This is a genomic window from Dyadobacter sp. CY343 (assembly GCF_021390335.1).
GTDB lineage: Bacteria > Bacteroidota > Bacteroidia > Cytophagales > Spirosomataceae > Dyadobacter.
In genome coordinates this window covers 307,503-332,222 of the sequence record NZ_JAJUXK010000005.1, presented here as the reverse complement: position 1 = coordinate 332,222, position 24,720 = coordinate 307,503, and the positions used below count along the sequence as shown (strand labels likewise).

Annotated in this window: 16 protein-coding genes; 9 read left to right on the top strand and 7 right to left on the bottom strand. The window is 48.8% G+C overall.

The genetic code is table 11. The annotated features are described in order from the left end of the window. Positions 1-25 precede the first annotated feature (25 nt). Positions 26-1,276: a styrene monooxygenase/indole monooxygenase family protein gene (locus tag LZG94_RS19090; RefSeq protein WP_233793393.1), complete on the bottom strand. Its 1,251-nt coding sequence runs from the start codon at positions 1,274-1,276 to the stop codon at positions 26-28. A gap of 188 nt (positions 1,277-1,464) precedes the next feature. On the opposite strand from LZG94_RS19090, the gene LZG94_RS19085 reads away from it, so the two are divergent. Then, positions 1,465-7,089 carry a hybrid sensor histidine kinase/response regulator gene (locus LZG94_RS19085; protein WP_233793392.1) on the top strand — a complete coding sequence of 1,875 codons (5,625 nt, stop codon included), beginning with the start codon at positions 1,465-1,467 and terminating at the stop codon, positions 7,087-7,089. Here LZG94_RS19085 and LZG94_RS19080 read toward each other — a convergent pair. Together LZG94_RS19080 and LZG94_RS19075 are read right to left on the bottom strand one after the other, a co-directional pair. Then, positions 7,086-7,427, bottom strand: a complete 342-nt coding sequence (locus tag LZG94_RS19080) for an Hpt domain-containing protein (RefSeq protein ID WP_233793391.1) — start codon at positions 7,425-7,427, stop codon at positions 7,086-7,088. The two genes, LZG94_RS19085 and LZG94_RS19080, sit on opposite strands and share 4 nt — an antisense overlap. Then, complete coding sequence (locus LZG94_RS19075) at positions 7,427-8,128, bottom strand: response regulator transcription factor (protein ID WP_215231709.1); 702 nt, start codon at positions 8,126-8,128, stop codon at positions 7,427-7,429. The genes LZG94_RS19080 and LZG94_RS19075 overlap by 1 nt, the downstream gene beginning before the upstream one ends. A gap of 246 nt (positions 8,129-8,374) precedes the next feature. Between LZG94_RS19075 and LZG94_RS19070 the strand changes: the two genes are divergently transcribed. Beyond that, positions 8,375-9,268, top strand: a complete 894-nt coding sequence (locus tag LZG94_RS19070) for a DUF808 family protein (protein ID WP_233793390.1) — start codon at positions 8,375-8,377, stop codon at positions 9,266-9,268. 22 nt (positions 9,269-9,290) lie between these two features. On the opposite strand, the gene LZG94_RS19065 is transcribed toward LZG94_RS19070, so the two are convergent. The 4 genes from LZG94_RS19065 to LZG94_RS19050 form a co-directional block, all read right to left on the bottom strand. Further along, a complete protein-coding gene (locus LZG94_RS19065) occupies positions 9,291-9,788 on the bottom strand; it encodes a GyrI-like domain-containing protein (RefSeq protein WP_233793389.1) in 498 nt (165 codons plus the stop codon). Positions 9,789-9,891: 103 nt separating this feature from the next. Beyond that, positions 9,892-11,754: a heparinase II/III family protein gene (locus LZG94_RS19060; protein WP_233793388.1), complete on the bottom strand. Its 1,863-nt coding sequence runs from the start codon at positions 11,752-11,754 to the stop codon at positions 9,892-9,894. A gap of 87 nt (positions 11,755-11,841) precedes the next feature. Then, complete coding sequence (locus LZG94_RS19055; protein WP_233793387.1) at positions 11,842-12,612, bottom strand: response regulator transcription factor; 771 nt, start codon at positions 12,610-12,612, stop codon at positions 11,842-11,844. A gap of 6 nt (positions 12,613-12,618) precedes the next feature. Further along, positions 12,619-14,304 (bottom strand): sensor histidine kinase, encoded by a 1,686-nt coding sequence (locus LZG94_RS19050; RefSeq protein ID WP_233793386.1) that lies wholly within the window; start codon positions 14,302-14,304, stop codon positions 12,619-12,621. 309 nt (positions 14,305-14,613) lie between these two features. Here LZG94_RS19050 and LZG94_RS19045 point away from each other — a divergent pair, with 309 nt between their 5' ends. The 7 genes from LZG94_RS19045 (at position 14,614) to LZG94_RS19015 (ending at position 24,709) form a co-directional block, all read left to right on the top strand. Then, the gene (locus LZG94_RS19045; protein ID WP_233793385.1) at positions 14,614-15,393 is read left to right on the top strand and encodes a hypothetical protein; all 780 of its coding nucleotides are present in this window, start codon (positions 14,614-14,616) and stop codon (positions 15,391-15,393) included. Between the two features lie 68 nt (positions 15,394-15,461). Continuing rightward, a complete protein-coding gene (locus tag LZG94_RS19040; protein WP_233793384.1) occupies positions 15,462-16,103 on the top strand; it encodes a hypothetical protein in 642 nt (213 codons plus the stop codon). A 47-nt stretch (positions 16,104-16,150) separates the two neighbouring features. Further along, complete coding sequence (locus LZG94_RS19035) at positions 16,151-16,822, top strand: porin family protein (RefSeq protein WP_233793383.1); 672 nt, start codon at positions 16,151-16,153, stop codon at positions 16,820-16,822. Between the two features lie 147 nt (positions 16,823-16,969). Then, a complete protein-coding gene (locus LZG94_RS19030) occupies positions 16,970-19,276 on the top strand; it encodes a serine hydrolase (RefSeq protein WP_233793382.1) in 2,307 nt (768 codons plus the stop codon). A gap of 124 nt (positions 19,277-19,400) precedes the next feature. Beyond that, positions 19,401-20,009, top strand: a complete 609-nt coding sequence (locus tag LZG94_RS19025) for an RNA polymerase sigma factor (RefSeq protein ID WP_233793381.1) — start codon at positions 19,401-19,403, stop codon at positions 20,007-20,009. Positions 20,010-20,161: 152 nt separating this feature from the next. Continuing rightward, positions 20,162-21,229, top strand: coding sequence for a FecR family protein (locus tag LZG94_RS19020; RefSeq protein ID WP_233793380.1), 1,068 nt, complete (start codon positions 20,162-20,164; stop codon positions 21,227-21,229). 15 nt (positions 21,230-21,244) lie between these two features. Then, positions 21,245-24,709, top strand: coding sequence for a TonB-dependent receptor (locus LZG94_RS19015; RefSeq protein WP_233793379.1), 3,465 nt, complete (start codon positions 21,245-21,247; stop codon positions 24,707-24,709). The last annotated feature ends 11 nt before the right edge of the window (positions 24,710-24,720 follow it).

The following is a 24,720-nucleotide window of genomic DNA, read 5'->3' as shown; positions in this document are numbered from 1 at the left end:
AAAAATAGTTTATCCAAAAAGCATATTACATCACGGGCTCTGCGCTGCGCATTTTGGCGGTCAGATATTCCCGCGCGGCATCCGCATCGTCCAGCCAGGGGAAGAGCGCAGGCGGGTGATTGAATCCGTTTACAAAATCGGAGGCGATATCCGGGTTCTGCGTAGCGGCCCCCAATACCTCCACCACATGTGGCTTCGCAGGTGCCAGAAAAATGTCAGAAAAACGGTTCACGTATTTGGAATAATCCCAAAAACCTTCGAACGTCTCATTCATCCACGCCACATCAAAAGGTTTGTCCCCTCTGGCAATGATCGATTTCGCATACGCATTCGCCATTTTGGATGCATTGTTACCTCCCTGGCCCACAATAGGATCGTTCAAAATCACCGTATCTCCTACCCCCAGCACCGCGGCAGTCGAGTTGAGTTGTACCACCGGCTTGCGTACTACCGGCGTGAATGAACCTTTCAAAAACGCATTATCGGCGATCACTTCTGCATTTTCAAAAGCCGCGTAACGCCACGGCAGGTACGTACGGATCATTTCCTTCGCCTTCACCAGCAGCTCGGAAGCCGTCGTCGCCTCATCGAAAACATCCATCGGGCCACCAGGAATAGCCTCAATCAGGATAAATGAGCATTGAATATCGTCTTTCTGATAAAACGGCGCAGTAATAATTTCCCCGCCCCCCATTAATGCATCCAGGGTAATGGACGTAAATTTTGTTTTTTCTGGTTGTTCGAAGTCGTTGATATGCAGCTGCACCAGTTTGCGCGCAGGCTTTTCGTGCGTCGAGCGATCTTCGTCTTTGGTGAAAAGCCGGGCCAGCGGGCCTTTTCCCGAAGATACGATCACCAGATCAAACTGAGCTGTGCAGGCAAGCAGGTCGGACGGTGTAGTGTCGCTGACGATGAATTTACCGCCCAGTTTTTCAAAAAGCTTGATCCACTGATAAAATTTGAGGCGCTGGTCAATGGACGCACCGGGCTTGCTGGTGCGGGAGCTGATGCCGAAAGCAAAGTTACCGTCGGGTTTTCCGAAGTTGATATTAAAACCTGTGGAATGGTACGCGGTGTCGCTCCAAAAGTCCAGCCCAAGCTCCCGCTCGAGTTGAAGCGTATCGTGGAAAAGGTAGGTAGCACCCGTCGGCGGGCCGTTGAATATCTCCTCCGCCGAGCGTTCTGAAATGACCGTTACGTCGTACCCGCTTTTTACAAGTCTGATCGCCAGGTGTAACCCCGACTGTCCTGCTCCCATGATTGCTATCTTTCTCATATTCTGTGTTTTTGATCTCGTTTTGACAGTAGCAAAGATAATATGCGGCGAAGCGGCCAAGTCGTAACAACTCCTTAAAAAGTATAAAAAATTATTAAAATTAAGCCCTTTGAATTTAAAGATAGTACGTGAAAGTTTATTTTGCTTTACTTTGAAACACAACGTTTTATGCAACCTCACGCTCTTCCATGACAATCATCGAGAAATACCGAATCACTGCCGAACTATACAAAGAACTTAATAAATCGCTGGTACGCGCGGTGGACGATATATCCGGGAAAAATGTGATTTTGAAGATCATTCCATTCACCGGAATGCTGGACCCGGCTTGTCAGGAAATTGAACAGGAATTTGCTTTCGGAAGCGCATTTTCTTTTACAGGGATATTAAATTATACCCGGATTTTAAGGCCTGAAAACTATCTGGTGCTCGAAATGGATGATTTTGAAGGATGCAGCCTCGAAAGTTTTCTGACCGAAAACCGCCTCTCTATTCCCGCGGCGCTTCACCTGGCCACTTCTCTTACGCTGATCCTGGAAGAGTTGCAATACCACGGGATCTCTCACTCCGACCTGCGGCCAGCCCATTTTCTTGTCAACCCGGAAACATTCCAGGCCCGCCTGATCGACCTGAGCAGCGCTGCTGGTATGGATAGGAAGGAACAAAATGCAGGCAGGAATACGAACCTGACCGCATTGCAATACATGTCGCCCGAGCAAAGCGGGCTTACGGATACGCCGGTAGACTTTCGCTCGGAATATTACAACCTGGGCGTGATGTTCTACCAGCTTTTCACAGGTGTGCTGCCTTTTGAAAATGCAGATCCCAATGAGCTCGTACACGCACACATGGCGCGCACGCCCACAAATCCGTCGACTATTAATCCGGAAATCCCTTCCTGTATTTCGAGCATTATCTTAAAGCTGATAGCTAAAAAACCTTCCGACCGTTACCAGACTACCAGAGGAATACGCGCTGACCTGGCGACCTGCCTGGAAAATTTTCTCAAAAATAGCCCGAATACACATTTCCAGATTGGCGGGCACGACTTTCCCGGCCAGTTTGGCATTACCGAAAAGTTATATGGAAGAGACCGCGAGCTTGACTTACTGCTAGCAGCATTTGAACGCTCTGGCGACCGTAATGAAATGTTTTTAGTATCCGGAAATTCGGGTATTGGTAAATCCTCACTGATCCGCGCGCTGCAAAAGCGGGTGGAACCGCGTGCGCTTTTTATTACAGGAAAGTTTGATCAATATCTACAAAATGTTCCTTTTGAAGCGATTATACAGGCTTTCAAAGAACTCATTTGTAAAATATCTCATCAGGACGCGACATATTGGAAAGCGCAGATCCTGGATGCGGTGGGCCAGTTTGGCCAGATAATCGTCGACGTAATTCCCGACCTGGAAAAAATGATCGGAAAGCAGCCGGCGGTGGAAACTTTGACTCCTATTGAAGCGCAGAACCGGTTTGTGAACGTATTTACCGGTTTTATTAATGTATTCACAAAAAAGGAACATCCCCTCGTTATTTTTCTGGATGACCTGCATTGGGCCGACCCTTCGAGTCTGCGCTTTCTGAGCCGCGTTACCTACTCGGTGGAAGGCTCAAACCTCTTCATAACAGGAACTTACCGCGACAATGAGCTTTCGGAAAAGCATCCATTGAGAACGGCATTGAAAGAACTGGACACGGCAGATTCGAATTTATCCCAGCTTACTTTATACCCTTTACAACCTGCCGATATTACCGCACTCATTTCGGATACTTTTTCCTGTCCGCCGAAAGTTGCTGCCCAACTGGCGGATATGGTTTTCACGCGCACCTTAGGCAATCCGTTTTTCGTATCTGAAACACTCAAAGATCTGGTTTCCAATGAACTGGTGAGATATAACACTAAGCTTCGCAAATGGACCTGGGACCAGCACGAAGTGAGAGGTTATGCATTATCAGGATCGTCGCAGCAGTTATTGACATCAAAAATCAACAATCTGCGCGAACCGGCGCGCCAGGCATTGGTTACCGCGTCCTGCATCGGCTCGGATTTTGATCTGCTCATACTTTCCGCATTGAATGACAAGACGCCGCAGGAAATTTCGGAAGATCTGCGTGAAGCCGTCGCTGAAAATTTGCTGCAACTTTCCGACGAGCGGGGGAATGAAACGCGATTTCTTAATATCAAACGCTACCGTTTCGTCCACGATCAGGTGCAGCAAGCGGCATATAATCTGCTGTCGGTTGAAGCCAGAAGTGAGCTGCATGTGAATATCGGCTATTTTTTACTCGAAAGGCTTTCCGCGGCTGAACGTTACGACCAGCTTTTCGAGATCGTCAATCACCTCAACCACCACCAGGACTTTGCCCAACCCGGGGAGCGATACAAAATTGCGGAACTGAATTTTGAAGCAGGTAAAAAAGCACGTTCGTCGGCTGCCTACTCCGTGGCAATGGCTTATTTCCGGATCGGCAAAGAGCTTCTGGTGTGGGCAGACTGGACTGATGCTTACCAGCTCGCTCTCGATCTCCACCTCCACCTGGCCGAAAGTGCCTACCTCGCCGGCGACGCTGCGACCTGCATGGAGGTAGCTGAAACTGCATTAGTTGCTGCTAAAAATGAGGATAAGATCAAACTTTACCAGATCCAGATTCAAAGCCTGATATTTCACGAGCAGCCATTTGAAGCCATATCACTTTCATTAAAAGTACTGAAAGAGCTGAATGTGACCTTCCCTGTAAAGGCCAAAAAATGGCATACTGCATCGGCATATCTGAAATCCAAGTGGCTGATGCGGGGCAAAAAAATCGAAGCACTCGAAAACCTGCCTCAAATGACTGCGCCAAATCAATTGGCCGCCATGCGCTTTTTGCAAAATATCACAGCCGCTTCTTTCTCGGCTATTCCCGAGCTATATCCTTTGATGGTGCTGAAAATGGTAGAATTGTCGCTCAAATATGGTATTGCACCCGAATCGGCAATAACTTTTGCGACTTACGGGGCTATTGTGAACGCCATCGAATACAACCACGACGCTTGTTACCGCTATGGGAATGTAGCCTTGAAATTGGCTGACCGGTTTGAGAATTCGGCCGCCAGAGCGCGCACGCTGCTGATCTATAATATCGTCAACAGGTCGTCGGGGCAGCATACCAACGAGGTACTGGAACCGCTGCGGGTGTCGTACCAGACAGGCATTGAAATGGGTGATGTGGAATATTGTTCCTACGCGTCCAGTACGTACAGCTTTCATTTATTGCTTTCGGGGAAAAACCTGCATTGGGTTAAGCACGAAATACTTCGCTACAATCAGCTGCCCCGCTCGCTCTCCAAAGGAGCAGTATCACATCATAATGAGCCGCTGATCCAGATCGCGTCCAATCTGCTCGGCGAAAATGAAGATCCCGTTGTCCTGACCGGCGAATATTTTGACGAAGGCGAAGCGTTTTCGGGGATTTTTGCTTTGAAGAATAACTCGCGGATGTTTGTCTGTTTTGCTTACAAACTAGCATTAGCCTATCTGTCGGGCGAACTGGAAAGAGGGCTGGCACTGACGCGGCATGCGGACGCATTTGCCGGTAATGTGCGCGGTAGTCAATTTGAATCCCTTTTTTCTTTCTTTTTCGGCCTACTTAATATTGCGCTTTACAAAAAAGGTGGAAATAATGGCTATCTAAAAACGGCTGCGAAACACCGCGACAAGATCCGGAAGCTTTCCCGGCAAGTCCCTATAAATCTGGAACACCGGTTCTATCTGATGGAGGCGGAGCTTTTTGCTGCAAATGGCAACACGCAACAAGCAGTAGCATACTATGACAAGGCCATAAAAACAGGCATCGAAAACGGGCATTTGCATGAAGCTGCGCTGGCTAATGAGCTTTGTGGTAAATTTTGGCAAGAAAAAGGTCAGGTTAAAATGGCGCTGAGTTACCTGAGCGTGGCATTGGACGGTTACCGGGAATGGGGCTGTGTGATTAAAGAAAGACACTTACTGGCCGAATTCCCTGCACTTTCGCAGGGTTTCCAGGATCACGCAGCCATTATTTCGCCCAAGAATGGAGCGGGAGAAAGCATTGTATCAACACTGGATCTGGCTACGCTCATGAAAACGTCCACCGCCATTTCGAGCGAGGTTGTGTTTGGCAGGTTACTCGAAAAACTAATGCAGTTTGCCATTGAAAATGCAGGCGCACAGTCTGGCTACTTTATACTGGATTGGGGCGGAGAACTGTATATTGAAGCCAGGAGATCCGTGATTGACGGAGCGAGTGATATACGTAAAATACGGCTTGCGGACTCAGATCAACTTCCGGCGAGCATGATAGAACACGTTTTCAATACCAAATCGGACGTAGTGCTCCACGATGCACTGGCCAGTGATGTGTTCAAAAACGACCCCATTGTGATTCAGCGGGAAATTCGCTCGGTATTGTGCATTCCGGCCCTGAACCAGGGGAAGCTGGTAGGTGTATTGTATCTTGAAAATAATCTCGCCACTGCCGTTTTCACCAACGAGCGTACACAACTATTAAAGCTCCTTTCCGGCCAGATCGCGGTGTCAATTGAAAATGCGATCCTGTATGAAAAACTGGAACAGAAAGTGGCGGTTCGGACAGCCGAAATCCAGGTTCAGAAGGAAGAAATAGAGCGCCAGAAGCTCCTGGTGGAAGAAAAATCGAAATTTAAAGAACAGTTTTTTGCCAATATGAGCCACGAGATCCGGACACCGATGACGGCGATTTTGGGTATGTCCGAACTGATTTTCGACACGCAGCTCGACGCGAAGCAAACCGAGTACGCAAAGGGAATCCGGTATTCTTCGGAAAATCTCCTGGCGATCATCAACGATATTCTGGACTACTCCAAGATCGAAGCAGGCAAGTTTTCATTTGTCAATAAACCCTTTCAGGTACGCGACCGGATGAACCGGCTGGGCTACATTCTGAGAGTAATAGCAGAGGAAAAAGGACTGAAACTGGCAGTTACCGTCGACGAGGATGTGAGCCAGCAACTGATCGGAGACCCGATCAGGCTGCACCAAATATTGCTGAACCTGGCCGGTAATGCAGTGAAATTTACAGATAATGGTCTTGTGTCGATCAAAGTAAGTGTGGTGAACAAAGATCGCGAGAGTGAAGAGTTACTATTTGAAGTAATTGATACCGGGATTGGAATTGCAGAGGATAAGCTGGCCTACATTTTTGAAACATTCACCCGTATTGACGACGATTTAAATACCAAACAATCCGGAACAGGATTGGGCTTATTCATCGCCAAAAAGCTGGTAGAAGAGCAAGGCGGAAGCATGCAGGTGAACAGTACATTAGGAAAAGGAACGAGGTTCAGCTTCAACCTCACTTTCGAAGTTTGCAGCCCCGGTGATCATGTGGAAGACGGGGAAGAGGACAGCAATCTTGCCGATGTGAGCATATTGCTGGTGGAAGACAATCTGTTCAACCAGGTTGTGGCGGAAGAAACCCTGAAAAAAATTATCCAGAATGTACGTGTGACGATCGCAGATAATGGCGAGAATGCACTCAGAAAGCTCGACGAAGCCAGTTTTGATATTATATTAATGGACGTAAAAATGCCGGTTATGGACGGATACAAGGCTACCAGAGCGATCCGCGGGCGTGAAAAGGACAAACATACCCCCATCCTCGCCTTTACGTCAAATGCAAACCCGGCCGAGGCGCAAAAGTGCCGGGACGCGGGTATGGACGATTACATCACCAAACCTATTGAAGCAAAAAAATTGAAATACAAAATCAGGAAATTGCTGAAAGGCGCGATACAAACCGAGCCAACTTCCTAAGACAGGCTATTCGATTCACCGGAAAACTCTGCCTGCCAGAAAATATCGAATTTCTGCTGAAAAGCGGCGATTTGCGAAGCTATTGTATCCGTTTCACCACTATCGACACTTTCTTCCATGTCGGCCATTTGCCCGGCAAACTCAGTCAGTCCCACATAACTGAACTGCGTTTTAAGACTGTGAAGTGCGGTTGAAAGTGCCTCCCAGTCCTCGTCTCCACAAAGGCCAGGAAGTGATTCAACCTGGCCGGGAACCTGCGTTTTGAATATAGAAACAAAATGCAGAACCAGCTTTTCATCGCCCGACATCAGATTTCTCAACAGGGCCAGATCTATCATCAGCTATCGCTTCGTTTGTAAATGAGCTTATAACCTTCCCCGTGCAAATTGAGGATTTCGACAGACGGATCCGGCTTTAAAAACTTGCGCAGCTTGCTCACGTACACGTTCAGACTATATCCCCGGTAATGCTCCTCGTCGCCCCATATCCCCATCATCGCGGCGTCGCGGGTGAGCACTTTGTTTTGATGCTCGCAGAACATTTTGAGCAGTTTCGATTCTATGGAAGTAAGCTTGATCTTCTCGCCGGTCACGGTCAGTTCGCGAAGTTCAGGCTCAAATTTTGACAGCCCCCATTGATACTGATCGATCGCAATGGTCTTTTCCTGCACTTTCACCCTTTTAAGAATGGCGCGTATCCGTAGATATAATTCCTCCATACTAAACGGTTTGGTCAGATAATCATCGGCGCCGATCGTCAGCCCTTTGATCTTGTCTTCTTTCAGCGACTGACCCGTCAGGAAAATAATAGGTGTTGTTTCTTTGATCTCCTTGATCTCCCCGGCCAGCGTGAACCCGTCTTTCTTCGGCATCTTGATATCAAGTACGCACAAGTCAAACGAATGCAGTTTAAAAGCGTCGAGCCCGGCCTGTCCGTCATGCTTGAGCATAACCTTGCAGCCTTTCATTTCGAGGTATTCCTTGGTCAGTTCGCTATACTGGACCTCATCGTCGATCAATAGCAGGTGTGGCGTTTCCATTATGTTGGCTTTAAGTGCAAATGGGCAGAAATTAAAGGCGCAAATCTAAAGACAATATAGCCGAAGGCTGCGGCTTTTACCAAGTTCTTATCCAGTGGTATAAATATTGGATCAATTACCGGTTTCCGTAAAGGCGCAAGTAAACAATCGGTTTACTACCTTCGTACCCGAAACAGGCACTCAAATGCCCCAAACGCAGGCACTGGATCGGTTTTTTATACGATTTTCTGGTAATTAAAACATAACATGGCATCAGGATTTTTTGCGATTTTAGATGATATCGCTTTTCTAATGGACGACGTTGCGCTGGCAACCAAAGTAGCAACGCGTAAAACGGCCGGTATTCTCGGGGACGACCTGGCCGTGAATGCAGAAAAAGCAACCGGTTTTCTATCCGAAAGGGAATTACCTGTTTTGTGGGCTATCACCAAAGGTTCTTTCCTTAACAAGCTCATCATCGTTCCCGTTGCGCTGCTGCTCAATGCATTCCTGCCGGCGGCGATCACATACATATTGCTTCTTGGGGGGCTTTATCTGGCTTATGAAGGAGTTGAAAAAATCATCGAATATGTTTTCCCTCATCCCAAAGAAGAGCATTCCGCAGTGGAAGTGATCGAACAGCAAAGTGCTGCCACAGCCGCCGAAAACGAAAAGACAAAAGTCAAATCCGCAGTGACCACGGACTTTATTCTCTCCATAGAGATCGTCATTATCGCGCTAGGCAGCGTCGCAGCCGAAAACCTCCCCATACAGATATTGACCGTTTCGGCAGTAGCGTTGCTGGCAACAGTTGGCGTTTACGGGATTGTGGCACTAATCGTGAGATCAGACGATGCGGGTTACAAACTGATCAAAAGATCGAACGGCAAAGGTTTCCTGTCAAAAGTCGGCCACATGCTGGTAAAGGCACTTCCGGTTATGATCAAGGTGCTCGGTGCTGTGGGTACGGTAGCACTTATATTGGTTGCAGGCGGCATATTTGTCCATAATATCGAACAGTTGCACCACCTTTTCCCAAATCTGCCGTCTATAGTCAAAGAATTCATTGCCGGACTGGTGGCGGGACTGATTGCATTTTTGGTTTTTACGGGTTTCAAAAAACTGTTTTTCAAGAAAAAACCCGCGGACGCAGCCCACTAAGACACATGCCGGCAGACAGAGATCAGTCTTCCAACTGAAAAACGATTTCTGTCTGCCACTTATCCGGATTCGGCTCAAAATCAGGATCGACGAGATAAAATTCTGTGCGCCCGCCCCATTCCGTGCGGCCGTCAGCCTCAACCTTTTTTTCAATAAGTCCCTGCGCTTTGATCCAGGTTTCCAGCGCAACGTGTGCCTGCATCATATCTTTGAAATCCCCGGTATAAACGAGACTCCCGTAATTACCCGCCGGAAAACTGCCCGCAATCACAAGATCGTCGCCCCCGACTGCGTGACCAACAGAAAACCCGGCTTCGCAATCCAGCTCGCCCCGGTCGTTCATTGATTTGTATAAGAAGAAATCCGGCCCCGCAGCTTCAATACCCCTTTCCTGCATCCATTGCTTTACCACCGGGATCAATGGAGGGAGCGTATCAGGAATATCGTGCATGTGAACAGTCTTGGCAATAGCTAGGTAATGCCGCTCATTTCGGTAACCGGAGATTGGTTCTGAAAGCATAGTGAAGTACGGTTTAGTTGCAATGCAAATTAACCCATTCAAATCACAACCCTAAGTGGCCAATTACGACAAATAGCAGGGCAATACGCGACAGCTCAGGACCTCATTTCCAGTCAACAAGCGGATTGACCTGCGGAAGCGCCCCAGAAGGCGAAAAAATAGCATTGAACATTTCGAAAGAATTTGCAGGCAGGGTTACCTCGAAGCCAACAAACGTGGTGTTGGGATTGGGCGCGTCATAATCATTCGGCGGCGTCGTCGACCACGTTTTGATCTCGATCTTCGCATTCGTCTGAAACACAAGCAGCATTGTTTTTCCTTTCTGCGTCAACTCTACCGTTTTGTCGTCTATAATTTTCACGTTCGCGACGGTCAGCAGGTTCCAGCGCATTCTGGCTGGCTTATCCCCGGTTTGCACCTCATCCCTTACCACCACCCACTTATCGTCTCGAATCGCAATCCCGCGTTTGGCACTATTAATTTGCCCGGCATACATATCGGAAAGGTCGGTGATCGCCGCCAGTTGTGACGGAGAGTCCAGCCACGAATCAATCTTCGCGAAGCCGGCTGCATTCATAAGCTGTCCGTTGAAAGACAAGGTATTATGTGCAAAATTGTTCAACCTGAATACTTCCCAGCGCTCAGAATTCTGCGCCCTGTTCCAGAGATCTACCCCTTTTTGTTCCAGCGAATTATAGTCCTGCATGCCAAAATCCATCGCCCACCGCTCACCCTGCGCGTCGATCACGAACGAGCCGATATCCATGTGTGCGTGGTTGACAGCCGGAGAACCTGTTTTTAATCCCACAAAAATCGCATTCGGATCTGTCCATGAGCTGCGCATAAGTGCCACCGGCGAAGGTCCCTGCCCGATCCACTGCCTTTTCGCAGGTGGACTAATTGCGTCCAGACTTGTTTTTGCACCCCAAATCAGGAGAGCTGGCAAAATGCGGTTATGGACGTTGTTACCTATCCTTTGAGAAAGCCTTTTTTTCTGTGTCCAGAGTAGAGAAGGATCTTTGTTTTTTTCAGCAAACCAGAACATGGCAGGACTCAATCCATCGTTCAATCCGCTGTCGCCCCAGTTGTGCGCGAGGCCGGTAGGACCGATCATATTTTGCAGAAAGCCGGCCGTTTTCAGAAATCCCGGCGTTTGCGAAAGGCCGAAATCTTTGCCCAGCGCTTTTTCTATTGCACTAATAAACAGCACATTAAAGCTCGTTCCATATTCCCAATAGCTGAATCCCTCGGGATAAGCGCCGTCGGGTTCGTAAGACGGCCGCATTGCTTTCGGTATTGAAGCCACAGCGCGTTCTATTACTTTCGATTCAATTTCTGGATGATCCGCTCCGATCGCCAGCGCGCCAAATGCGATCCCTGCATTGCAGACCTGGTTCCAGTTGTGTTCCTGCGTCAAAAAATCATTATATCTGTCATCGAACGAAGGTTCGATGCCTTTTTTCAATATTGCCTCTGCAATCCTGGTTCTCGAATCCGCCGAAAGTCCGGCATAGAGCCAGTCATAACCGATCGCGATGGCCATTGTCATTTCGGCTACGTCCAGAAAGTGGGTCGGGTTCCAGTCCTGGAATGCAGCTACGGCCAGCATTTCCTTTTCCGCCCGGCGGAGATACTGCTCGTTTTTAGTGGTACGATAGGCGTAGGATAATTGAAAAACGCGCCGCAAACACTCCCGTGACTGATCCAGCAGCCTTTTTCCGGTCAGTACCCGCTCTACCGGAGGCAGGGCGAGCATCCTGTTGCATTCAGTGATAATTTCCTGATGAAGTGTATTCCATTCGGGGTACTTCTGGATTTGAGCCAGAATCTGCTGCTCCTCGCCTTCGAGCAAAAGCAGCCTGGGATGCATTGTAACCGGTTTTCCTTCGCCGGGATTCGGCTCGCGCTGCCCCCGGCACGCCAGAAAAGTCAGCAAAGCCAAAAAAAGTATAACGATTTGTCTCATTGCCGGAGGATTCCATTAGTGTGACAGTAATATTAAGCAAGGAAATCTAATTGTCAGCCGTTTAGACGCGATTTCCTTTACAAATACTCACGATACTTTTTGATTTTTTACCACCAGCAGGATATTCATCAGCTCTTTTCTTTTGCCTTCCGGAATAGGTATTTCTTTATTTTGGATAAATAACCTGGACGCGTCGAAACGGTATATTTCGTTCAGGTTGATCACAAATGAGCGCGTGAGCTGGTAGAAAAACGACGGAAGTTTGGGCAGAATAGCCCCTTTGTTGATCGTAATTAAAACAAGATTGTATTTCTTTCCTGGAAAAAGCCGCTCAAATTCCTGAGGGCTCAGATAAAGTTGCGAATGTACCCTATCAGCCTTAATATACAGGATCTCCTTCAATTTAACTCCAATATACCCCTGATTGGAAGGGAGGAAAATATGATCCGATTTCACCGGCTGCGTGCCGAAAATGTTGCCTGAATGGAAGTTATTCAAAGCCAGATCAATTTGTACAGACAGCTCACGCATACGCAGCGGCTTTTCCAGAAATGCAGCCGGAAAAGTCTTTCTCAGCCTCTCTTTCACTTCCAGTGGGGTATTGCCGGTAATATAAATGATCGGGACCCACCTGATCCTGTTCAGTTCCAAAGCAGTAGCGACACCATCCTCGGGCCCGTCGAGCTGAATATCGATCACAGCCAGGTCGACCGGTTTTCTCCGCATCAGATCCGTAGCCGCAGTCAGCGTCGCGGCTGTCCCGGCAATCGTAAATCCTTCCTTTTCCAGACCCAATACCATGCTGGCAGCCAGTAGCGGGTCATTTTCTACGATGAGAATATTTTTGCCGGATTCCATTACTTGTTAAGATACTTTGAGCCTGTCTGTAAAATGGGCCGCTGCCGGTTTGATTTCCGCTTTAAATGAAAGTGAAAATGTAAATCCATCACGGTTTAGAATGTCGATCTTCCCTTTCAACCGCTCGGCCAGGATATGGATCAGTTTGAGGCCGAAACCCTTGTTTTGTGTCAATTCCGGAGATATGCCTGCGCCATTATCGCGGAACGTAAATATCATTTCCTCATTTTCCATCCGGCAGCTGACATGCAGCTCCGGTGAAGTGTGGCTGGCAAAAGCATATTTGCAGGAATTGGTCGTTAGTTCATTCACAAAAAGGCCCAGCGAGATCGCGTGATCTGTGTGGAGCAGCACCGGGTCGATCGCATAGAAAGTGCGCACATTTTCGCGCCGGTACGACTGCAATACCATATTGATCAGGTCGGGAATATATTGATTTAAGCCAATGTAAACCAGCTCCTCACGTTGGTACAGACTGCGGTGAACGAGCGTCATAGCCTGGACGCGCAGCAAGCTTTCTTCCATTGCCTCAATCGCCTCAGGATCGGACATGTTGTACATTTGGAGGCTAAGCAGGTCGGAAACCGATTGCAGATTGTTTTTGGTACGGTGATTCTGTTCCTTCACCAGCATCGCGTTTTCCCTGCTCGTTTTGCGGTATTTGACAAAAAGCAGATAAAACAGAAAGCAGGCAATTCCGGTAAATGAGAACAGTATCAATAGCGTATTTGTCAGTCTTTTCTGTAAAATATGCTGCTTCTTCTGCGCCGCCATTTCAGCGAGGTTCAGCTCATTTTCGTAGGCCAGATTAATATTCGTGATCGATTCCTGCTGCGTTTCATTGAGGTTCCGGGTTTTGAGGGCGAGCACTTCGCTGTTGTATTTAAATGCTGTTTTCCAGTCATTTATTTTTTCGAAATAAAGCGCCTGGGTGCCCAGTAGCAACTCCTCGTCTTTGCTATTCCGTTTATTTCCACCGTCGGCCACAAGCGCGCGGTCCAGCCATTTTTTAGCTTCCGGCAAATTATCCATCATCAGCATATTCCGCGCAACCCGTTCCGACAGTGCCGCTACGTTATAGATCATGCCTTTTTGTCGGTAAATATTGGCCGCATTGTTGTAATAGTCCAGACTGGTCGGAACATCCTTCTTTAAGATATACAAATGTCCCATCGACTCGTAAGTGATCGCCATATCGACCGAATCCCCGAGTGATCTGGAAATAGCCAGCGACCGCCCGAAACTGCGTGCCGAGCTGTCCAGCGACTTTGCAGGATCAGCATTCTCGTGTGAAGTCAGCCTTTCCAGGTCGCCGAGCGCACGATTGCTCGCGGCCAGTCCTTTTTGAGATTTGGCCGCTACAAAGTTGGAATGCGCAAGCTGCGCGTACTTTTTTGACGTGGAGAGATTGTGCAGTTCATGCTGCGTTTCCGAAAGCCGGAGATATATCTTGCCAATATCCTCTGACGGTCCGTACGGCTTCCGCAAACCCAGCGATTTGAGCAGCCACTGCTGGGCTTTGGCATAATTGTCTATCCCCATAAACCGCTTGCCAAGCAGATAACATACTTCCGCAATCTGCGCCGAATCGCCTGCAAGCAACGCCGCTTTGTAATCCTGCTGGGTTTGAAAAAGACGCTGGTAAGCCGTTTTGGAATTATTCTGTGCGTAAACCGTCTGATAGAGGGACATTCGGCAAAGCGCTAGCAAGCAGAACAGCAAAGTATTTCTATTCATACATAAAACAAATGCGCTTCCGCGGTGAATGGTATCCGCCCCTCCGGATTGATCAGTGGTTTTTCAGGATTCGGAATGATTTTCCGGCTATTCGGAAATTTTTTACCGGTCGCTGCGCAAAAACAATTGTTTTGAAAACAATATAGCTTTTTGCTATAAGATCAATCGTTCCATCACCCCTCTTTTCAAATTACAATGTACAATAAATCTGACAACATCAGCGGCCAAGCAGGGTCAATTAATTCTCCTTTTCAAATTGTAAGATTGCTCGTTTTAACCGCATTAATACTGGTTTTCGTCTCGGCTGCCCGCGCACAAACTGCCAGCACGGTACTCACAAATGCAGGTGTGATCGAAATGCATAAGTCTGGTCTCGGCCCGGATATCATCCTTTCCAGCATTGAAAGCTCGGTTTGCAAATTCAATGTAACCGCCACCGGCCTCGTCGCCCTCAAAAAGTCGGGTGTGGACGATCTGGTTATCAAGGCGATGATGGACAAGCAGGCCGGAAAAACTGCAACCGCTGCGGCTCCCGCAACTGCCGCTGCCAAACCGGAAAAGAAAGAACCCGTAGCCAAGAAGCCCGAAGGTCCCGCGCTCTCTCTGCTGAACCACGTTTATTATAGTCCGTCTGCTGCGGAACCCAGGGCGCTGGAAAAGATGGTAGCGGGTATTCGGACCAAGCAAGGGCCATTTGGCGCAAGTATCCTGTTCCAGGTGGAAGGTGCCAAATCCGGATTGCGCCTCACGGCTGACGACAACGCCATTTTCGCAATGAATACCGGCAGCGAAGTACTTCCTGAGCTCGTGTTATATAAATTAAAAGTAGTGCGGGGAAAGCGTGAAGTCGCTACAATGAAAGCAGGGACTTTTTCGGGCGTAAAAACAGGAGAAGATGTGATCACCCTCGACATTTCAAAACTCGGTAACGGGATCTTCAGAATAACACCGAGCAAAAAGCTGCTGCCGGGAGAATACTTTTTCACCGGAAAACCATCCACCGGCTCTACATCCGCCGACGCATTTGCATTCGCAATTGATTAAACAACAACTATATCTTACCCTCTATCATCTTAGCAGCATTCTCTGACTCAATACCTCAATTTCATTCTATGAAAAGCCTTTTTACCTCACAGCTTCTGGTACTTATAGTTGGTCTGCTGCTTTTCGCCGGCTGCAAAAACGAGGAACCGGTACCGATCGTGAAGGAGACGATTTCCGGCAAGGTCGACTATATCTTCATGGAAATCGTGCTCGGAGGGGTTGCGAGGGTGGATTTTTACGTGCGCGACGAGGTGGACGGAAGAATGTATATAGTACGAATGGCCGAACGCGGCAACTTCCCCGGTTCAACCGCACGTGCTTACATTGATAAAACCGATCTGATCCTGCCGAATACAAAGGAAGTAGTCGACGAACAGACTTTCAGCACGCAGTTCTCAGTCAACCCGATCGTCTCTGCCGACAATGCGATCCACGTTTCATATTACAATGAAACACCCGATTCCCGGTTTTCTACAAAGGAAGTTACAGGATATCTTACTCCCGAAACCGTTATGTCCATCAGCTCGGATGAGGAAGAGGCGATCGCCGTTTTACGAACTGAAACGGGCATTCAGAAGTACCTGAAACCGATCCTGCTCGACTGCCTCGTCAATGGATTTGCAAAAGATATCAATGGTGCGCAGGAAGGCGATCAGGCCAACCGCTTCCTGGTCTACAAGCTGAAAGTCGACACTGATCGGGAATACTGAATCGGGGACAAGAGGCAATTTTTTCAACGTTACTATCTTATTTTTTTATGAATAAGTACCTATCTATCAAACTGTTGATCATAGCGATGTTCATTTATTCCAAATGTACAGGCCAGGTGCGGGTCGGTGTAAAAGCCGGACTGAATGCGCCTACGCTCGTTGGAGAAAATTACTTTTCAGCGCACAATTACAAGATCCGGAATTCTGTGCAGACCATCTATTTCCACGCCGGGATCACGAGTGATGTGAGGCTGTCAAGATTCTTCGCGATTCAGCCGGAAGTACTTTATTCAACTTCCGGATATGAGTGGTTCTCCGCCGAAGAGGAATTCAACAGCTCCAATTCCACCGACGAGCCCGACGTTGCCGAGACGCTGGGTGTGGTGATGGTACCACTGCTGCTGCGCGTAAAACTAGGCGGGCTGGGTCTCGTGTTCGGGCCGCAACTTAACCGTCTCGTGACTGCCCGCCGCAGCAGCCGCTTCGGAAGCAAGTACGATGTAAGGTCAGATTACGAAACAGATCCTGTCTTTTCAGCGGTAATAGGTCTAGAATACACCTTCTCGTTTGGACTTGGCCTCCACGCCCGCTACAACTACTGCCCTACCAGCATAGCCCGGGTCACTGACAAAGGCATTTACGCGCCGGGAAATAGTATGTACAACCACACAGGAATGGGCGGGCTGCATTTTTATTTTTTTAGTAAGAAAGAAAAATAGAAGGCAAACTCAAATTGGAAGGCAAAAAGGTTTGATTTGGTGTGTAATGTACCGTTAGATCAATTTTTCGGCGCGCTGGATAACTGCATACTATATTAGTAATCTCCTGAAATATAGTATTCAACCAACAAATCGCTCCCCAACTGTATGCCCGTTGACATCATTCACTGGTATGGCCGCTCACACGCCAGCCACCAAATCGAGACTGCCAAAGCAAAGGCAGCCCATTACAGAACAATCTGTCTGTCGGTTATCGGCACTGTTGAAAATCCCCTTTACACCGCGGTGATGATCAAGCGTCCGACCCTGCATTATGAAATTCAGGAAGACCGAATGACGGCGACGGAGTTTTCCGAAAAGATCGACAAGATGTGGGAGCAAAAATATGGCGTCTATCTCGTTACTGCCACCGGAACGGTTAAAAAGCCACTTTTCGCAGCCTGCTTCAAACCCATGACCGACAAGCCGATCGTGCGTTACGGCATCCTGGGTACAGGCGATCAAATGGCCGGCCTGAACTATCACTTCTGGCACGACGGCTATATTCCCGTTTCGTTCGATGCTTATGGTAACACATTTGATACCCAGCTGGTTGCAGTCTGGCATAAGAACACAGCCCGCGTAACCTGGAACGTGGAAGCTGCGAGCCGGCTCCGGAGTCCTGACGATATTCAGGCGATGTTCAATGCGATCACAAGCCAGGGTGGCCGGCCGGTTGAGATCTCGGCGGCGCCCGGGAATCGCTTTTTTGAGTTGTTCCTGGATAGTCAGGTCGGCGGCTGGGTTTCGCGCATCAACCTTACGCCAGAGGCTTACGAAAAGGAGATGACCGAGCGGATTAACCAGGGACTTATACCGATCAGCGTTTCAGTACAGACGGAACTACTCCTTTTCACGAAATACTCGGTTGTTTTCGCCGACAGTGAGCGGTCGGTAGCGCGGGTGCCCAGGGTTTCCGTCAGTCACAATGCGCCCAAAGTCGAGGGGATCGACAATGCGATGCTGCGCTTTATGAAAGACCACGCGATCCGCGGCGCCTCGCTGGCGATCACACAGGGACCGCGGCTGGTGTACGCAGCGGGCTATACTTACGCCGAACCCGGTTATCCCGAACATAAGGAAACCACGCTCTTCCGGCAGGCGAGCGTTTCCAAAACTTTTGTAGCGGCAGCAATTTATAGATTGATACAACTGGGCACCAAGCTGCCTGACGGATCCCTTTTCGCGCTGGACACAACTATGCAGGAGGTTTTGAGACTAAAAAAACCAGACGGCGGTGAACCGGTCGATGCCCGTTTTGGAAATATCCTGGTTCAGGATTTACTGGAAAGCTGTTCATCGATCGATCAGGACCTGATCTGGCATGACTTAGAGGCAGTGGCGGCATTTGGAGCTGCGCTGCCCTGTAACCCGTGGCAGCTTGCATCTTATATTGCCGGCAAAGAGCTGGGTGAAAAAGATCCCGGCAGCCACACAAACGTCAATTACGGGAATACGGATTATTTTCTTTTAAGCCTGATCATCACCAAAGTGAGCAACTCGGTGAACTTTGAGGCAGCTCTGAAAGAATTGGTATTGACACCCCTGAAAATGACCCGCGTGAGGGGAAGTCGCTCGATCCAGTCTCAGCAGGCTGCCGATGAGGCGAGGCACCATGTCGTGAATGTAAAACCGGCATTGAAAGCTGGAAAATACAATGAATGGGAAGATATGGCCAAGTCAATGGAAGTATGGTACAGCAAATTCAGCGACGCGCGGCCGCTTGTTCCGGGGCATTATGGCGGACTTAATTATGAGCTGATGGAAGGTTGCGGCGGCCTGTCGGCAGCGGTTACTGACATTGCAAGACTTGTGGCAGCGTTCAGTATTACCGATGAAAAAGCGGTATTTTCCGAAACTACACTGGAAACTTGGTGCAGAAACACATTCATCGCTTCACGTATCAAATCAAATCCAAATCCTGCTGCGTCGGTGCACGGTTACCACGGCTTTGACTATGGCAGTCTCCGCAATCCCGCCGCACCCAATGAGTATCTCAATAATTTCGTTTCAGGCAAAGGAGGCTGGCTGCCGAGCCATTCTACGTCGTTTCAATTCGACGCCGGCGGTTTCGGATATATCGTTTCATTTAATTCAACCGGTCAATCGGACGTTAAAACAGACTGGCTGACCGACCATGCAGGTGTTGGTGCGGGATTGGCGCCGGACAGTATTTATGCGATATCACAGTCGCACGACTGGAAAGGAATTGATCTGTTCCCGACGTATGGAATGCCTTCGTTTGTCACCTCGAAATTTATCAAATTTCCCATCGGCAATATTGATTTCAACAAAGCCCTTTCTCCGCACCTTGAACTTATTAACATACAAAAAACTGAGTCCGCAGCGATGACGGCGTCCATGCACGTCAGGAACCGAAAAGTTAACATTCCCATCATATCCCGGAAAAAATGATCTTTTAAGTTTGTCTTCCAAATGCAACATCGACAGGATGAGGGGAATATTAAAAATAATCTAAAAAGTTATTAGTATTCCCCTATTCCTCTCTTTTCCAGGCGTACGACTTTCCAGATACCAAATGCCCCCGGTAATAAGTGATGCTGATTTGTGGAGTGAAATGAAAAGTGGGAGTGAGAAAGCTTTTTCTTCTCTTTTCATGAAATACCATGTTTCCCTGGTGAGCTATGGAAAGTCAATCACGCAACATCATTATATAGTCGGCGATTGCATTCAGGATGTTTTTGCAGATATCTGGCTTTACCGAAAAACCATCAGCACGCCGGACTCAGTGCGAGCCTACCTGCTCTCCGGTTTACGAAAACGCATTGCCCGGAAACTGGAACGCGACCAGATCTTCAAGCATGCGACTGATATTGAGCACGTTGAATTCTCCGCCTCGTTCACGATTTTGGATGAATTGATCACAAATGAAGAAATGCGCTCGCAGGTAACGTATCTCAACGCCGCGATCAACCAACTCTCCCCCCGCCAGAAAGAGGCACTTTACCTGCGCTATTACCATCAGCTTTCCGTAGATCAGATCGCAGAAATGATGCAGATGAACACGCAATCTGTCTCCAACCTCCTCCACCGCGCCATCAAACAACTCCGCAACATCTGGAAAGGCGAAATCCCCCAACTGATGATTCTCCTTGTCCTCACACACTGCCTTTCTACCGATGTGTAGCCGCTCTGCGGCATGCGGTGGTTGTTTCGTCCCTTTCCTCCTTCCTCCTTCCTCCCTTTCCTCCCTTCCTCCCTTTCCTCCCCAAAAAAAAACCTGTCCCCCCTGAGTATCCCCCGCCAAACCCGTCCTCTCCCAAATCATAACCCGTTTCAATGCAACGCAAACATCATTTGCTCCTGGAAGATTATTTGCAAGATCCCTCGTTTCTCCGCTGGGTAAGAGAAGGTATTGACGATGCCGGCTGGGAACAATGGATGAAATCGGATACCGAAGAAACCAGGCTGGCCCGCGAGGCGCAACTGGTTTTGCTGGCCATGGATTTCAAGGAAACTGGCGTGTCCGAGTTGGAGACGGAAGATGCATTGCAGTCAACCTGGCAAAAGATCAATAATGTCGAAGCTCAGGCGCCGGTTGTGAAATGGAAACAATTTGCACGCATGCTGGCTGCGGCGGCGGTATTGCTGCTGGCGGTCGGGCTGGGCTGGCATTTTCTAAACCAACCCCAAATTCGCGAAGTAGCGACGGAAGAATTGTCCGAAGGAGAGATCGCGGTGCGGCGGAATAATACAAAAACGCCGGTACTGGTGATGCTGGAAGACGGCAGCTCGGTGATTCTGCAACCGGGAAGCCAGCTGGACTACCCTACTGTTTTTAACGAAACCGAACGGAAAGTATCACTCACCGGCGAAGCTTTTTTTGAGATCAGCAAAAATCCTTCACGACCGTTTTTTGTGTATGCCAATGAGATCGTGACGCGCGTGGTAGGTACCAGTTTCCGCATTAAAGCTTACAGTAACCAGCCTGATGTGGAAGTGATCGTCCATACGGGGCAGGTGAAAGTGTCAAGGAAAAACGCGGTCGAGGCCGGATCACCGCAGGAAATTTCCCTGCATCCCAACGAATCGATCCGGTTTGTGCGCCATGAGGCCGCTTTTGAAAAACCCGTTATCGCGGCCCCCAATGTAACCGTACCGATCGAACAATTACAGTTTGATTTTGAAGATACCCCGATCAGCAAGATCCTGGAAACGATCGCGCTCGCCTACGGCCTGAAAGTAAATTACCCGGAAGAGGTTTTGAAAGACTGCTATCTCTCGACCTCATTAAGCGATTTGCCTTTACAGCACAAGTTGAAGATCATTTGTGAAAGCGCCGGAGGAGAAACCCGGTACGAACTCCTGGGCGACCAGCTTACCATTTATTCAAACGGATGTAACTAAACCTAATGCCTGACTATGAAAAAATCCTTGACCCAAAAACGATTATACTACCAGATTGTGTCCAAGTCAATGCAACAACTCTTCCTGGCCATCCTGTTTTCCGGTCTCGTTATCGGCGCTCCGGTGATCGGCCAGAATATTTTGGACAAGAAAATTAGTTTCCGGGCCGAAGATATCAGCTTGGAAACCGCGCTCAAACAACTCGAAGCCGCCGAAAAGGTTAAGTTCTCTTACAATTCCAGGACCATTCCGTTAAAAAAGAAGGTGCAGGTGAATTTGAAAAACGAACCGTTCTCGCTGGTATTGAACCATTTGCTGACGCCGCTCGATATCAGCTACAAGGAAGTAGGAAGCCAGATCGTGCTCATTAAAACCGAGCGAAATGCATCGGAAGTGACCATTCCGACTGAACCGGCAGTAACCGACGACAGCCGCCACAATGCAGACCGGACTATCTCGGGCATTGTCCGCGACGAATCCGGCGAGGCGCTGCCGGGGGTAAGTATTATCGCGAAAGGTTCGCAGCGGGGTACGATCAGTGATATTGAGGGTAAATTTTCAATGGATATTCCCGACGGTCCTGCCGTTCTCGTCTTTTCTTTTGTGGGGTATTTAAATCAGGAAATCAATATCAGCAACCAGTCTACACTGGAAGTAAAGCTGCTTACGGACACCAAATCTCTGGAAGAAGTAGTGGTGGTAGGATATGGTACAGTCAAGAAAAGCGACCTGACGGGAGCAGTGTCCGAAGTAAGTGCCAAAGCGATCAAGGACTTACCGGTTGCTTCCATTGATCAGAAGCTGGTGGGGCAGGTTGCCGGGGTTCAGATCCAGCAGGTATCGGGAGCGCCGGGCGCAGGTACCTCGGTGAAAATACGTGGAAGCGGCTCGCTGGGTGCGGGAAATGAACCTTTATACGTGATCGACGGAATGCCCTATTCATCCGGACTCAACCAGAACATAAACCCGCTTACCTTCATTAACCCAAATGATATTGACAAAATAACGATTCTGAAAGACGCGTCTTCCACGGCGATTTACGGTTCGCGCGGGGCGAATGGCGTCATTATGATCACCACCAAGAACCCTGGAAAAAACACCAGCCAGGTCAATTTTTCTTCCTACGCAGGTTTGCAGAGCGTACCGCAGAGAGGCCGCCCCGAAATGCTGAATGCGAGGGAATTTGCAGAATACCAGCGCGACCGTATTAATTATGTGGTTCGTACCAGAGAAAAAAGGGCGGCGACCATTGAAGATTATCCCGAAGCCTACCGCGACCTCGATAAGCTCAATAATACCGGCACCAACTGGTACGACCTGATCCTGCAAACTGCATTCATCCAGGACCACAACTTCGATATTCAAAAAGGAATGGAGAAATCCAGGCTCAACTTCGGATTCGGGTATTTCAGTCAGGAAGGAACGATCAAACATACGGGTATCAAACGCTATTCGGCCAATTTCGGCTTCCAGAGCGAGATCCTGAAAAATGTCACTTTGCAGGCAAGTGTAAGACCCACATTCATTGACCAGAACAGGGCGCAGACCGGAGCCGGTAGGGATCCTGACGTAACCGGGATTTCGCTCTGGGCTAACCCGGTAATGACGCCGTACGACGAGCAGGGGAACATTAAACCTTACATTACCACGCCTGCCAGCATTTATAACAGTACATGGAGCTTTGCCAATCCATTGTACATTCTGGAACAAAGCAAACGCAACTATCAGGAACTTCGTAACCTGGGAAATGCGGCGCTGGAATGGGCACCGATCGAGAATCTGAAACTGCGTAGCGCGATCAGTACCGTTGTTTCTGTCTCCCAATACAAACAATATCTTCCAAGCACGATCGGAGGCTCCAATAACCCGCCGGCTCCTGGCCGCGGCGCTTCAAACCGGTCGTTTGGGAATAGCTTCAACTGGCTGATCGAGAATACTGCTTCCTATTCCAAATCACTCGAAAACCATAATCTGAGCATTCTGGCGGGATATACTACGCAAAAATCAAAAGGTAACGGGGTCAATCTGAATGCAGGTCCGTACGCGAATGATCTGATCGAGACGATCAATGCGGCGCCGGGCATAACAGGCTGGGGCGAATCGGTCGATACATGGAGTATGATCTCCTATCTCGGCCGCCTGAACTATTCCTACAAAGATCGCTACCTGTTCACGGCCACTTTGCGCAGCGACGGTTCTTCGCGGTTTGGTACCAGCAACCGGTTCGCATTGTTCCCCTCTGCGGCAATAGCCTGGAAGCTTTCTGATGAGGAATTTATCAAAGCGATCCCGGCAATTGACCACCTTAAACTGCGCGCCAGCTATGGAAAAAGTGGAAACAACAATATTGGTAACTATTCGCATTTGTCGAATGTGAATATGGGTCAGTATGTATTCAACAACAATACGGTTTCCGCTGCAACGGTCAGTCTATTCAATCCTTTTCTGGGCTGGGAAGAATCCGAGCAGTTCGATCTGGGACTTGAAACTGCATTGTTCAAGGGAAAACTTTCTGTCACCGCCGATCTGTATCACCGGAAAAGCGTCAATATGCTGCTGAACGATGTGATTCCGGCGATTACCGGTTTTAATAATCAGTTGGTAAACAAAGGAAGTGTCCGCAATCGCGGGCTGGAACTGGGTATAGACGCCACGCCGGTTTCGGGGCAGTTGACCTGGGATGTTAATTTCAATGTCGCATTTAACCGCAATAAAATCCTGGCTACCAACGAAAATGGAGACCGCATTCTGTCTGGCAGCATGGACTCGCGGCCTACCAACGTTTCAATCGTGGGCAAGCCGATCGGGCAGTTTTATGGATTTGTGCTGGAAGGTGTTTATTCTCAGGCTGATATAGACAATCCAGCCGTGGCTAAATATCCCGGCGCGACGGCAGGATACCCGAGATATCGGGACCTGAATGGTGACGGAACTGTGAATGAGATGATCGATTACCAGGATCTGGGCAGTCCGCATCCTGACTTCATCTACGGACTTTCCAACAGGGTGAACTACAAAAACTTCGACCTGGGTGTAAATGTGAACGGGCAATACGGCGGGTACGTGATGAACGGAATGCGCCAGACCACCGACAACCTGCAAGGCTTTTTCAATATCGGAAAAGAATGGGTGAACCGGTGGAGAAGCGATGAAAATCCGGGCGACGGGATCCACGCGTTCGGCCCGAATTCGGTGCACCGCGTGAATGACAAGATCTGGCTGGAAGACGCTTCCTACCTGCGGATTACAAACATGACTTTGGGCTATACTATTCCCTCAGATGTGTTTGGTCAAAAGCGCTATTATCGCAACCTGCGGGTGTACATGAGTGTGCAGAACCTCGCCACTTTTACGAAGTACACCGGGGCAAACCCCGAGGGACAGGCTTCCAATATGGACAATACCCTCGTGCCGGGATATGATATGGGTAGCTACCCTATTCCACGCACTGTGACCGCCGGCATTAACATTCAGTTTTAGTACTTTTAAAA